The 12,911-nt window shown below is 44.3% G+C and carries 11 protein-coding genes; 5 read left to right on the top strand and 6 right to left on the bottom strand.

Going from position 1 to position 12,911, the window contains the following annotated elements; genetic code table 11:
- The first annotated feature begins 26 nt into the window (after positions 1–26).
- Positions 27–740 carry an MIP/aquaporin family protein gene (locus AC3E9V_RS11560; RefSeq protein ID WP_488753355.1) on the top strand — a complete coding sequence of 238 codons (714 nt, stop codon included), beginning with the start codon at positions 27–29 and terminating at the stop codon, positions 738–740.
- Here AC3E9V_RS11560 and AC3E9V_RS11555 read toward each other — a convergent pair.
- On the bottom strand, positions 733–1,773 hold the full coding sequence (locus AC3E9V_RS11555; protein WP_488753354.1) for a GNAT family N-acetyltransferase: 1,041 nt from the start codon (positions 1,771–1,773) through the stop codon (positions 733–735). The genes AC3E9V_RS11560 and AC3E9V_RS11555 overlap by 8 nt on opposite strands.
- A complete protein-coding gene (locus AC3E9V_RS11550) occupies positions 1,770–4,589 on the bottom strand; it encodes a S8 family serine peptidase (RefSeq protein WP_488753353.1) in 2,820 nt (939 codons plus the stop codon). Before AC3E9V_RS11550 ends, AC3E9V_RS11555 begins: the two co-directional genes overlap by 4 nt.
- Positions 4,590–4,833: 244 nt before the next feature.
- Between AC3E9V_RS11550 and AC3E9V_RS11545 the strand changes: the two genes are divergently transcribed.
- A complete protein-coding gene (locus AC3E9V_RS11545; protein ID WP_488753352.1) occupies positions 4,834–5,682 on the top strand; it encodes a M57 family metalloprotease in 849 nt (282 codons plus the stop codon).
- A 69-nt stretch (positions 5,683–5,751) separates the two neighbouring features.
- Here AC3E9V_RS11545 and AC3E9V_RS11540 read toward each other — a convergent pair whose 3' ends face one another.
- Positions 5,752–6,297: a DUF2911 domain-containing protein gene (locus AC3E9V_RS11540; protein WP_488753351.1), complete on the bottom strand. Its 546-nt coding sequence runs from the start codon at positions 6,295–6,297 to the stop codon at positions 5,752–5,754.
- A 185-nt stretch (positions 6,298–6,482) separates the two neighbouring features.
- Between AC3E9V_RS11540 and ppgK the strand changes: the two genes are divergently transcribed.
- Entirely contained in the window at positions 6,483–7,232 is a 750-nt protein-coding gene (gene ppgK / locus AC3E9V_RS11535) for a polyphosphate--glucose phosphotransferase (protein ID WP_488753350.1), read from the top strand.
- 169 nt (positions 7,233–7,401) lie between these two features.
- On the opposite strand, the gene AC3E9V_RS11530 is transcribed toward ppgK, so the two are convergent.
- Together AC3E9V_RS11530 and AC3E9V_RS11525 are read right to left on the bottom strand one after the other, a co-directional pair.
- The gene (locus tag AC3E9V_RS11530) at positions 7,402–8,274 is read right to left on the bottom strand and encodes a hypothetical protein (RefSeq protein ID WP_488753349.1); all 873 of its coding nucleotides are present in this window, start codon (positions 8,272–8,274) and stop codon (positions 7,402–7,404) included.
- Positions 8,267–8,695 (bottom strand): hypothetical protein, encoded by a 429-nt coding sequence (locus tag AC3E9V_RS11525; protein WP_488753348.1) that lies wholly within the window; start codon positions 8,693–8,695, stop codon positions 8,267–8,269. The genes AC3E9V_RS11530 and AC3E9V_RS11525 overlap by 8 nt, the downstream gene beginning before the upstream one ends.
- A 237-nt stretch (positions 8,696–8,932) precedes the next feature.
- Between AC3E9V_RS11525 and AC3E9V_RS11520 the strand changes: the two genes are divergently transcribed.
- Complete coding sequence (locus AC3E9V_RS11520; protein ID WP_488753347.1) at positions 8,933–10,612, top strand: AMP-binding protein; 1,680 nt, start codon at positions 8,933–8,935, stop codon at positions 10,610–10,612.
- Positions 10,602–11,573: a D-2-hydroxyacid dehydrogenase gene (locus tag AC3E9V_RS11515; protein WP_488753346.1), complete on the top strand. Its 972-nt coding sequence runs from the start codon at positions 10,602–10,604 to the stop codon at positions 11,571–11,573. Before AC3E9V_RS11520 ends, AC3E9V_RS11515 begins: the two co-directional genes overlap by 11 nt.
- Here AC3E9V_RS11515 and nhaD read toward each other — a convergent pair.
- A complete protein-coding gene (gene nhaD, locus AC3E9V_RS11510) occupies positions 11,535–12,755 on the bottom strand; it encodes a sodium:proton antiporter NhaD (RefSeq protein ID WP_488753345.1) in 1,221 nt (406 codons plus the stop codon). The genes AC3E9V_RS11515 and nhaD overlap by 39 nt on opposite strands.
- Positions 12,756–12,911 lie beyond the last annotated feature (156 nt).

Genomic DNA, 12,911 nt, shown 5'->3' with positions numbered 1-12,911 from the left:
TTTGACGGGAAATTAAATCCATGCATATGACCCCATATTTTGCTGAGTTTATAGGCACGTTTCTTCTACTGGTTCTGGGTAATGGTGTGACAGCCAATGTATCTCTTAATAAAACTTATGGTAATAATTCCGGCTGGATCGTTATTTCCATGGGTTGGGGACTGGCAGTATTTATTGCTGTGTTTGTTGCCGGCTCAGTGAGCGGGGCACACATTAACCCGGCCGTCACATTGGGCTTAGCTATCGTCGGCAAATTTCCATGGGAACAGGTAGCCGGATATATTTTTTTTCAAATGATTGGGGCATTTACCGGCGCCTTTGTGACCTACGTGCAATACCGCCCACACTTCAGTGCGACAGAAGATCCGGATGCCAAGCTGGGGCTGTTTTCTACAGGCCCTGCTATCAAAAGCACATTCGACAACTTCCTATCGGAGGTTATTGGCACATTTGTACTGGTTTTCTGTGTGTTTTTCCTGGTTAGCGGAGATGGACTTGGCTCTCTGAGTGCTTTACCAGTTGGCCTGCTGGTAGTAGGCATCGGTTTATCGCTTGGCGGAACTACAGGTTATGCCATCAACCCGGCCAGGGACCTGGGCCCCAGAATATTCCATGCCCTGGCGCCTATCAAAAATAAAAGAGATAGTAACTGGCAATATGCCTGGGTACCGGTTATTGGTCCGTTGACAGGTGCTGCGCTGGCCGCTTTACTCTATTTACTCGTAGAGAGCTCTACATAACATCAAAGGCAGACACGTAACTATTGCCTGAGTCCGGCAGGGGAGTTTCTACCGACTTTGCCACCACAACGAAGGACCTTTCCTTTGATATTTTTGGCATAAATCCCCGGTTTATTTTCTGAACGGATCGATAAACTGCAGAATCCGGATCAAGGCATAAGACAGCCGTGTAAATGCCCATACGTGCCAAAACATCCTCCATTAAAACCTGGAGATAATGCTCTTTGCCCTTTTTACAATAGATCCCTTCTATGGAAAGGAAATGGAAGTTTTTTTGAAACAACCTGTTCAGAAACGGGATCTTGGATATAATATTCAGCAAAAGCTTGCCATTAGCTCCCGGCATCTCCAGCACTTTCCAGTACTCCGGAGCAGCCTGGATCCCGGCAACTATCTCTCCTTCCTTCTTACAGACAAAATAGTTACCCCGATAAAACAGGTTCTCAAAACTCAAAAAATTATGATCAACATACGTTTTCTTCAAAAGGTCAATGACCGTTTTCTGCTCACTTTCAGTAGCTTTTGATACCCGATCACTCCTCTTCGGAAAAAACCGACTAAAAAAAACCGTATTAAATATGCCAACCTTTTCAAAACCAAAACGCGTAACCAGACCGATAGAGCGTTCATTGTTTGGGTCTATGTATGCATAGTATATATGTGGACCAGAGTCACCAAACAGCCTCCCCTCCAGCAGATCCTTCACCTCACTTTTAATTCGGGTTTGCCTGTCTTTGTTACTGGCTGGTGAAGACCGGAACCGATCTCTAAACGTAAAATAACGGATATAATAAGCTTGAACCGGGCGACCTTTCAGATAAACCTTTCTTTGACAAAAACAGCATGTACCGATTAAGACATTCCGAAGACCCACCGAGACAAAATGTGATCCTGTAAGGTGGTCAAGTTTTTCATCCACCTGCTGGTGCTGATAGACCAGACTTTTACCGGGAGTTCCGATCAGATTTTCCCGAAGCAAAGCTCTGAGTTCCGGATTAGAAGAGGAGTCCTTTTTTAAAAAGTTAAAAATCACCTGATGATCAGCTTTCCTGTGTAAGTCTTATTTGTATCTTCCAGTCTGTAAAAGTACAATCCTCCTCTTAGTTTATCCAGTTCTACTGACTCCTGTCTGGTAAATAAGGTATAGCGCAGTACTTCTCCTCCCTTTTGGTCAAACAACCGAAAAACAGGGTGACTACTTTCCAGCTCTTTGGTGTAAATATTCAGGAAATCTGACCTGAATAAAGGGTTTGGAAAAACCAGCAATGCTTTTTCAGTAAGGTAGTAAGTATTGGAAGCGGTAGCAGTTATTTGTTGTCCGTTTTTCAGGTTTATGAGTACCCGGTGTTCATTATAACCCTGGTTGGGCGCATCATCAAGGACCCTGATCCGGTTGGTATTTGGTAAATCTACATGAGCCACCAACCCGGGACTATCACCAGCCAGACGCTCAAAGGCCACGCTTTCAATTCCATAGCTGGTGGTAAGATTCAGGTTCAGGTAAATACCTTCATCAGGAACCACCTCCTGGAAGAAAGAGATCAGGAAACAGCCTGATCCCTGGAAATTATAGTCAAAAGTATACCCCTCGATCAGTGGCTTATCGTTTGCTGAAAAGGCCTGAACAGCCAGGTATGGATCTACCAGCGCACTCTTTGCTAAAATTAAAAAAGTGTCCTCTGTAGCATATAAAGGAGTCATTAACCCATTGTCCAGATGAGATACTTCATACCTGCCAGCTCCGGCTACCGGTTCCCATTGCAAAAGCAGGGAATCTCCGCAGTTAAAACCTATGGATGTCTCAGGAGGTCTGGAAATAGTAAAGGTATCTGTCGCAAAGGTCTGCCCTCCAAACAGCATTTGTGCTACAGCAGGTGACTGGAGGTTCGGTATATTTTCCCACCTCCAAAAACCCCTGGAAACAGGCACTGAGTTTTCCAATACAACCCAGTCGTCTGCCCCTGCAGTCTTATACCTCAAAAGGCCTTCCTGACTGCTGTAAGTACTGGTCCATCTGAAATAGGTATCAGTTTCTCCATTATATGGCATATTATCTGCTCCTGTAGGGTAATCCCACTCAAACTGGTCATCAAACCTCCAGGAATAGGTTATATAAAATGGCTGTTTTGCCAGGGGAATGTCATACCCATTAACGATCAGCGTATAAACTCCGGGCTCTGCCAATGTGTAGCTGATTTGCTCTACATTATTCAGATGATCTTCGCCTCGTGTAGCGGGTTGTGCCAAAGCTGTACTATCCGGATCTACAGACAGCACCCACGGGTTTAGGGTATCCGTTTCCGGTGTTACCAGCTTCAGATCCAGGTCATTTACCAATGCCTTAAAATTATCTATTTCTCCGGGGGGATCGGTCCAGCATAATGTAACCTTCAGGTCCCGGGAAGCTGGCGGGATGTTGATTTGAAAGGCGCTTGCTTCACCTTGCGAGACGGTATCTGAAAAATAATACCCATTTTCCATATTTGTCAAAGCCCGATATGCATCCACAGAACCAAATCCGGTAATGTGATCCGGTCCCTCGGAACCTGCATCTCTGGCTGTATTTATAAGAAAAGCTTTAAGCAAAGCCGAAGGTATCCGGGTTTCCTCCTGCTCAAAATACTTTTCCTGCAGTAAAGCGCTGACACCACTTGCCAACGCTGCGGAGTTGGAGCTTCCTGCCATGCTATACCCCACCAGCTCTGGCTTGACGCGTCCATCATATGCAGGTCCGCGAGATGAAAGGATAACCTGCCGATATGTAGTGTCCACCGCTCCTATCACTAGAAGGTTTTTTGCCATTTTAAAGTTACCAGTAAGGTTAGCATATCCGGCTATTCCAGCATAAGTGCCCGATGAACTAACGGTGTTTCCTGCATTCCCACTCGAAAAGACATGAAGTAAGTATGGGTTTTCATAGCAGCTTTGATCAAACGCCCGGGCCTGGATCCCGTAGAAGCTTTCCTCCTGAGTTCCATAAGAATGATTTTGCGTATAAATACCAAGCTCCTGGTAATCCCCGGGAGCATCGGGAAGTGCATCGGAGAAGTCTGACGAAGTGATTTTTGCTCTGGGGGCCACCCCTCGTCCTGTAATAAATGAATTACCTGCACCAGCAATAATAGTTGCCATCTCCGTAGCATGATTGCTTTGACCCTCAGCAGCCAGATCACTGGGCACTGAGCGACCTACGAGATCCAGATCGGTCTCGTCAAAACGCTGCTCCTGGATACTTACCACTTGTGTGGACCCGGTAAGCTCAGGGTAATAAGCACGTACCTTATTAACGTAATTGGGATTAAGATTCATATCGATCACTCTACTCTCAACCGCCGGAGAAGTACCCTCCGCAGAGATAGCTAAAATGAGCGGTGACTCGATCAACTCCATCAACATGGCCTGTGTTGGAGAACTTACTTTATAAAGGTGCCTTTTTATATCAATTGTTTCAATCGGGTATTTATCCGTTAGTAATGTTATATCATTTGATATAGTTTGAATAAATACAGAATTTTCTTTTCCGGTTTCTTCAACACTTTTTTCTCCTACGAGCTTCCATAGATTATTGGCCGGCCAATGATTTTTCAAAAATTGAACTTGAGAAAGATTGCTTTTGGCAGAAATCAAATAGACTCCTTCAGCAAACCGCCTTATCCATTCTATCCCTGAACTTCTTATAGCACTGGTTTTTACTGATTTTTCCACTTCAATAATGAGATAGTCAGCCTCAGAAACTCTCTGACCAGACGGATCATCAGAAATGTACTTTTCCCAGTCATACTGCTTTTGTGAAAGAGCTGCCGGAGATAAAGTCAAAAGGATAAATATGCCAGTAATCAACCGCTTCATCGGGCTCAAATTATGGAAATTTTTGAGATTTCCTTCCTCCGGGAAAGAAAAGATTAGAAATAGAGAAATCTGATTTCACTGAATTCGAAATTGTGAAATTTTCAATATTATATTCTGAATTTATATAATAATCATAATATTATTTGTTATATCAAATGATAGTACATAAAAAAAATAATATTTTATCTTTTCAACGATATTTCATTGTGTTTATATTTAGGGGAATAACTAAACCTAATTCATTATGTACAATTCAAAATCCGCTTTGTCATTTGCGTTAATAATGACACTCTCATTTGCTTTAATCACCTCCTGTACACAAGATGTAGCGGAGCCCAAAACAGATGAGATTTCTGATGAGGTACTGACCAAGTTTGAGGAGCTTGGTTTTGATGTAAGTGATATCGAATTGGTATCCGGCAAGAACCCACTGACCGGAGAGGTTGGTCCTAAGAGTTATCTATTGGAGGGCGACATATTAATCAGTGGCCCTCAGCTGGAAGAAATGCTTTCCAGTGGTTTACATCATGAGGGACCATGCGGTGAGCAGTACAGAACCTATAACCTGGTCAGTACTCCACAAACAATCAATGTTCTGGGCTACACGGGCGGTAGTAATGCTCTTGACAACACAATGAGGAATGCGTTATCATGGGCCATTGACAATTACAACGCCATCAACACCAACCTGAACTTTACCTTATCATACGGCACCAACTACAATGCATATGATATTGTAGTGTATCGGGTAAGCGGAGGTGGCGGAGGGTCTGCCGGCTTCCCAAGTGGTGGAGCCCCCTATAAGTGGGTGCAGATCCAATCCGGAACGAGTAGCTATGGAACGAATACCACCGAGCACGTGATCACTCATGAGATTGGTCACACACTTGGCCTTCGTCACACAGACTACTTCAACCGGTCCCTGTCTTGCGGGACTGGTGGAAATGAAGGCAGTGGAAGCGTAGGTGCTGTACACATACCTAACACACCAACCGGTTTTGATGCAAACTCCATTATGCTTTCCTGCTTCAGCGCAAGTGAGGATGGGGAGTTTGGGTCTTATGACGTGACAGCTTTGGAATACCTCTATTAAGACAGGAGTCAGAGAGACTCATTTTAAGTACCAATCAGAATGAAAGGCCGCCCGTTTGGGCGGCTTTTACTATTTTTTGCGAACCGGGATTTTGAACTGTATTTTTTCCCAGGAAATGATCACGTCCACTCCCCCATCCGCAGCTTCCGTGGAAATGGTAAACTGCTCTACAAGACTTCTCTCTTCCACGGGGACTTTTATTTTTTCCACATCCAGCGTGTAGTCCGGCTCAAGTGCTCCCCACTGCCCTAATTCACTATTAAGGCGGATTTCAAAAGTTTCTTTTCCGGGAATGGCATACATCCGGTAGGTGCCCTTTTTCACTTCTTTCCCTGCGAAGAGAACATCTTCACTAAAAGTAATTTCTGTGGCTTCATTGGCTCCTAACCGCCAGTACTTCCCGTAAGGGACTAAAGCCTTATCTTCATCAGGGTCAAAGATCACCCGATCCCGGACAGAAGGGCGGCTGTAAGTCACCTCCACAGTGAGGCCCTCATTTGTCAGAGAGGTTTCACCCGGAGGACTTAAGGTACGGTTACGGTAATTCAGGTAGAAGAAGGCTACTATCAGTAGCACAACCAATATACCTGCGGCTATCAGTATTTTTTTTAACATTCGGTTTTTTTTATTAAAGCTACACAAGTCATTACTTTTTTGCCAGTGCCTAATGGCACAAATAATCAATAGAAACAACGAACTGGCAATCAACTATTTGCGACATATTTCAATGTAGTTTGATTCTGCAACTTAAATTACCAGTATTCGCTTTATAGTAAGAAATGGGTAAGTTTGACCTTAATATGAAGATCTTAGGAATAGACGTGGGGGGCTCCGGAATTAAAGGAGCCATTGTTAACACCAGGAAGGGAATACTTAAAACCGAACGTCACCGCATTGACACGCCGCAACCAGCCACACCCGAAGCTGTCATTAAAACAATCACCGATATTGTCGATTTTTTTGAGTGGGATGGCCCCATCGGAGTTGGTTTTCCGGCGGCTATCCGGAAGGAGATCATCAAAACTGCCTCCAACATTGATAAATCATGGATCGGTGTGAATGCAGCTGAGCTTATTCGAAATGCTACAGGCTGTCCTACTCACCTGGTAAACGATGTGGATGCAGCCGGACTGGCTGAAATGAAATTTGGCGCCGGTAAGGATCAGAAAGGCGTCACCATGATGGTGGCGGCAGGGACCGGCATTGGTACAGGGCTCTTTATTGGGAAAAAACTGGTGCCAAATACGGAGCTGGGTTTTATTAAGGTAGCAAACATCGCTGGTGAGCATTATGCAGCCAACTCTGTGCGTGAGGGTGAGGAACTATCCTGGAAAGAATGGGGCACACGCCTTAACGAATACCTGCAACGCCTGGAAAGTCTTTTTTGGCCCGACCTGTTTATCCTGGGTGGCGGAGTAAGCAAGAAGTATGACGAATATAAAGAGTACCTGAAACTGGATACACCTCTGGTTCCGGCTGAATCCAGAAATCATGCCGGTATCATAGGCTCTGCATTAGCTGCCAAACAGGTAAGAATTCACAAAAAGTGATCGCGTTTGTTTTAGTTGTCATTTAGTCCTTGTCATATTTAAAACCATCGCCTTGAGAGGTGTCTTCACGGTCTGTTTTATCAGCATAGAATTTCGTAGAGACACGAAATTGGGCGCAATCTTTGAAAGATGCCAGATCCTTTCAGGATTAACTAAACATAGTTGAAGCTTAGTTTATTAAAGTAACTACCGCGTAAAAGGCCAATATAACGATATTCAAGCCGGTGGCCAGAACGGTAACAGGACTTTTTGATTGCTCAAGTTGCTTAAAGAAATACTTCGTAATCCTTGTAGACCTGTAAAGCAGGTATATTCCCGCATAAGCCGAAATAAACAATATCCAGAAAAAGGAAGTCAAAAAGGTCGTCAATAAAAAGACCTTACCAATCTTAAGGCTTATAAAACCTGTCAGGCTTTCAAGGCTTAACAGGCTGATGTTATCCGGATTCACGACCTTTTGAAAAGCTGGCTCACTGTTTGTCGCTACATGTCCGAAGACCATAAAAACATAAAAGCCAACCATGAATATCAGGGAGGTCAAAACAATATCCACAAGCACCAGTAAGAAAAGCACCCAAGAAGGCTTACCTTTTGCAAAACCCAGAATCAATCGGGTTTCCAGCAATGAAAAATAATCCGGCAGGATATTAAAGAACAAAGGAGAAATCACCGCAATAATGGTAATGACCGCCGTATGGCCGGTAAACTGGACACCAGTGAAAAAGAGTGAATTAAGCTCCTCGCCTATGGGGTTGATTCCAATTAATACAGTAAATATAACCATACCCACAAGCGAAGAAATAATGGACCTCTTCAATCGCTTTTCAGAGTAATGATCTTTATCATATACAAAGTCAAAAAGCTCACAAACCAACTCATTAAACCTGGTAGTCAGTTCTTTTCGGCTACAGTTTTCTTCGAGCATATTTGTAAGCTTGCTCAAGCTACTGCGCCATTGTCCCAACTCTGGCTTTAAAAAGTACCGGTCGAGCCAGCCAGCCACGAAATAAATGATAATAAGGGTAACTATGATATTAACCATGCGAAGGACTTTGATTTTGAACCTTTGCCAACTCAATGGCTTTACCAAGCACCACTGAAGCATGAATAAGGCCATAAATCATCTTAGGCCATCCTACTGCCACAATTATGACCGAATACCAGTCTGCAGTATCCGGAAGCAACCAAATACCCAACAACCCTACGACATATCCTAAAAGGATGAACAGCAGCTTCTTTCCAACCGTATTAAGAGAATAAGGAGATGGTTTATCAAGAAATACAGGGGCCAGGACTACACCCAAACAACTAAAAAATCCCGCAAGAGGCTCCGTAGCATACAGCATAGCCACTTCAAACTTTTTTGTTTCGGTTTGTGCTAAGTCCGTTACATCAACCACAGTGAGGATTGTGTGCAAGTCTCCAAAGGCCGCAAAAAGTAAATCAAAGGAAAAGGCGGTCATTCCATCAGCAATTTTAGCTCTTAATGATTCCAAGTATAGAAAAATGCCCAATGGTAGTCAATTATTGGGCCGTTTTAAATGTATTTACATTGGAAAAATACTATTCTTTGACGGTTAAGTATAAATTTCCCCATATCGTTTTGGTGATTTGAAGATTAATCCCACCCATTCATTTGTATTTAGTAAGCTGTCTTGAGTAGATTTAGATTTTGAACTAACACATTACTCCACCTACCTATGAAAGACTTCCCGTGGTTTTCTCAATATCCCGAAAGCGTACCTCGCGAAATAGACCCCGACCGATACCATACATTGCTGGATTTTCTGGATGATTGTGTGTCAAGATTTGGTGATCAGTCGGCTTTTGAAAACCTGGGTGTAGAGATCACCTTCAATGACCTGGATGAGTTTAGCACTGCTTTGGCTAACTACCTCATACATGACACAGATCTCCAGCCAGGTGACCGGATAGCGCTCCAGATGCCAAATGTGCTTCAGTATCCTGTGGCACTATTTGGGGTGCTGAAAGCTGGTATGGTGGTCGTAAACACCAACCCACAGTACAAACCCTCGGAGATGGAGCATCAATTTAATGATGCCGGAGCAAAGGGGATCATTTTGTTAAACACGTTCGCCTATAAACTCCAGGAAATAATCGGGAAAACCCAGGTACAAACCATCATCATCGCTGAGGTGGGTGATATGCTGGGAACGCTGAAAGGCGCCATCGTGGACTTCATGATCAAGCGAGTCAGGAAGATGGTGCCGGAGTACAATCTACCTGTGGCATTGAAGTTTAACGACATCATAAAGAAAGGCAAGCAGTACGATTACCTAAAACCTGATCTAAAAAACACAGATCTGGCCCTGCTTCAGTATACAGGTGGTACTACCGGCGTAGCAAAGGGAGCAGCCCTCAGCCATCGAAATCTCGTGGCAAATATCGAGCAGGTAGCTGCCTGGATGAAACCAGGCATGGAGGATGGGAAAGAGGTAGTCATCACGGCCCTTCCGCTCTACCATGTTTTTGCCCTGACCGTCAATTGTTTTGGATTTCTGAAAATTGGGGCAAAGAACATCCTGATCACGGACCCCAGAAACATGAAGGACTTTATCGGTACCCTGAAAAAGCATCCCTTTTCAGTTATTACGGGTGTAAATACACTTTTCAACGGGTTGGTTCAGCGAGAAGAATTCAAAGCTGTCAACTTCAAACACCTGAAGGTAGCAGTAGCCGGGGGCATGGCCCTGCAGCAGGCAGTCGCTGACAAATGGAAGAAAATAACCGGAAACGATATTGTGGAAGGCTATGGACTTTCAGAAACCTCCCCTCTCCTCACCTGCAACCCCATCGATGGAAACTTCAAACCAGGTACTATCGGCATACCTGTACCATCCACTGAGATCAAAATCGTAGGTGATGATGGTGAGACCAAAACTACGGGGGATTTTGGAGAGATCTGGGCCAAAGGCCCCCAGGTGATGACCGGCTACTGGCAGAACCCTGAGGAAACCAAAATCGTCATGGAAGGTGAATGGTTCAAAACGGGTGATATCGCCTACTTTGATGCTGACGGATACATCAAGATCGTGGACCGCAAAAAAGAGATGATCAACGTCTCCGGAATGAAAGTGTTTCCGAATGAGGTGGAAGACGTAATCGCTCAAATGCCTGAAATCATGGAAGTAGGTGTGATTGGCGTCCCTCACAAAAACTCCGGTGAAGTAGTCAAAGCTTTCATCGTCAAAAAAGACCCCAAGCTAACCGATGAAGCGGTCATGAAACACTGCAGGGATCACCTGGTTGCCTATAAAATACCTAAGTTCATCGAGTTCAGAGAAGAGCTCCCCAAATCAAATATTGGAAAGATCCTGCGAAAGGATCTGCGAAAAGAAGAAGCTGCGAATGTCACTTAAAATTGTTGTTTTAGATGCAGTCTATGCTAACCCGGGCGACCTGAGTTGGGATCCGTTGAAATCTCTGGGAGAGGTCACACTTCATCAACGCACACCTCCTAATGAGGTGCTGGATCGATCAAAGTCCGCAGAAGTTCTGGTAATTAATAAAGTGAAGCTGGGAGCTAAAGAATTTGATCAGCTTCCTAATCTCAAAATGGTGGCCATCTCTGCCACGGGCACGGACAATGTAGACCTGAAAGCCGCAGAAGAACGGAATATTGTGGTCAAAAATGCTGAAGGTTACAGCACAGACTCGGTAGCACAGCATACCCTCGCCCTACTGCTGGAGCTTACCAACCGTATCAAAGATCATAATGACAGTGTGAAGCGTGGTGAATGGAACTCAGAAAAAGGGTTTAGCTACTTTCTTTCGCCCGTCCCGGAGCTAAAAGGAAAGAAATTGGGAATCTATGGTTTTGGTAAAATAGGTCAGAAAGTCGCCAAAATAGGTGAAGCTTTCGGGATGAAGATTTATGTGGTGAGTAGGCATGCTAAGGAAGAAGATTATCCATTTTACCGGATAGTAGATCTCCCTACACTTTTTTCAGATTGTGACGTGGTTAGCTTGCATAGTCCACTTACTGACTCCAACAAAGGTATTGTGGACAAAAAGCTGATTAGTCAAATGAAATCCAATGCCATCCTGCTCAGTACGGCTCGTGGCGCCCTGATCAACGAAGACGACCTGGCAGCAGCACTGAAAAACAAGAAAATAGCTGGAGCTGGGCTGGATGTACTTGTTAATGAGCCCCCTCAACCGGGCAACCCACTCCTTGGCCTTGAAAACTGCATCATCACTCCACACATGGCCTGGACTTCCACCGAGTCAAGAAAAGAACTGATAGATATCGTAGCGGAAAACATCAGATCTTCAATGAATTCACTGAAAGATCAGCCACCAGGTAAAACCGGCTCCTAAATAACCAAATAAAGCCGGCAGTGTCCCTTTTTTCAGGTATTCGATAAAGCCAAACCCGGAAACCTGACCCATGGCAGCCACACCCGCAGCTGAGCCGATCACCAGGATACTTCCTCCGGTACCGGCCGTGATTGCCAGTAGTATCCAGTACTTAAAATGGATGGCTTCCGGAAGCATATCAATAACCGCTGCTGTCAATGGAACATTATCAAGAAAAGATGAAATAACCCCCAACAACAGGTGCCCTGTAATAATGGATTCGGGATGCGCTCCAGGCAGGTCTCCAAACAGGAAATTGGCGATCTGTTGTAGTATTCCAGCGTAGCCCAAAGCATTTACAGCAAGCAAAATCCCAATAAAAAAAGTGATGGTGGACATATCTATGGTCTTAATGACATTCACAATCCGATTGGCTTTTTTATGTAGCTTTCCTCGCTTCAGTTTATAATCGATTACGATAGCTGCTACTGCAAGGCCAAACATTATTCCCATGAAAGGGGGCAGATGAAACAGGTTGACTAACACAGCAAACCCAAACGTAATCAGCCCAATGATGATTATACTCCACTGCAATGGCAAGACCTCCTCATTTTTCCGTGACTCTCTGTCTTCATAACGTATTCTGCTGGTTAACATAGCCTGAGGAATAACCCAGGCTACCAATGAAGGTAAAAACCCATAAAACAGGATTTGCCAGGCCGTAAACTTATCCGCCAGCCACATCATAATGGTTGTAACATCTCCCACGGGTGACATGGCACCACCTGCATTGGCAGCAATGACAGTGTTGATCACAAAGTAGTTGAAGTTGGCCCTGCGGATATACAGATGCCTGCCCACCTGTATCATGACCAATGTGCTGGTCAGGTTATCCAGTAGCGCTGAGGCACAAAAGGTAATGAACCCCAAAATCCAAAACAGGGTTTTATTAGATATCTGTAGTTTAAGGAGCTTGTTCTCTATCCAGGTAAAAAACCGAAAGTGTCCCATCATCTCTACGATGGTCATTGCCCCCATCAAAAAGACGATCAATTCAAATATCTCAGAAGAGCCCTCCAGAATGGCTTCATTCAAAGAGTGGGCATCCTGCCCTACAGCTACCACAATCCACATAAAGGACCCGGCAAATAACGCTACCCAGCTTTTATTGATTTCTAGCTGATGCTCGAGTGCAATGGCCATGATGCTGCCTGAAAAAATAACAATAAGGAGGACATGCTGCCAATCCATAATACACAATAATCGTTAGTTTCCAGGCGCAAAATGGAAGCTAATAAAAGCAATAAAGTATGAGCTAAATCATCTTTAGGAATGTACCTTAAGCTTTTATTCAATATC

Source organism: Marinoscillum sp. HNIBRBA16962, assembly GCF_057801515.1.
The sequence above is the reverse complement of the archived record's forward strand: the minus strand, read 5'-3'. Positions and strand labels throughout refer to the sequence as shown.

Bases quoted from the DNA above. Each gene is read 5' to 3' on its own strand.
- AC3E9V_RS11560 (WP_488753355.1), top strand. From the start codon at position 27: ATGACCCCATATTTTGCTGAGTTTATAGGCACGTTTCTTCTACTGGTT.
- AC3E9V_RS11550 (WP_488753353.1), bottom strand. From the start codon at position 4,589: ATGAAGCGGTTGATTACTGGCATATTTATCCTTTTGACTTTATCTCCG.
- AC3E9V_RS11545 (WP_488753352.1), top strand. From the start codon at position 4,834: ATGTACAATTCAAAATCCGCTTTGTCATTTGCGTTAATAATGACACTC.
- AC3E9V_RS11540 (WP_488753351.1), bottom strand. From the start codon at position 6,297: ATGTTAAAAAAAATACTGATAGCCGCAGGTATATTGGTTGTGCTACTG.
- ppgK (WP_488753350.1), top strand. From the start codon at position 6,483: ATGAAGATCTTAGGAATAGACGTGGGGGGCTCCGGAATTAAAGGAGCC.
- AC3E9V_RS11530 (WP_488753349.1), bottom strand. From the start codon at position 8,274: ATGGTTAATATCATAGTTACCCTTATTATCATTTATTTCGTGGCTGGC.
- AC3E9V_RS11525 (WP_488753348.1), bottom strand. From the start codon at position 8,695: ATGACCGCCTTTTCCTTTGATTTACTTTTTGCGGCCTTTGGAGACTTG.
- AC3E9V_RS11520 (WP_488753347.1), top strand. From the start codon at position 8,933: ATGAAAGACTTCCCGTGGTTTTCTCAATATCCCGAAAGCGTACCTCGC.
- AC3E9V_RS11515 (WP_488753346.1), top strand. From the start codon at position 10,602: ATGTCACTTAAAATTGTTGTTTTAGATGCAGTCTATGCTAACCCGGGC.
- nhaD (WP_488753345.1), bottom strand. From the start codon at position 12,755: ATGGCCATTGCACTCGAGCATCAGCTAGAAATCAATAAAAGCTGGGTA.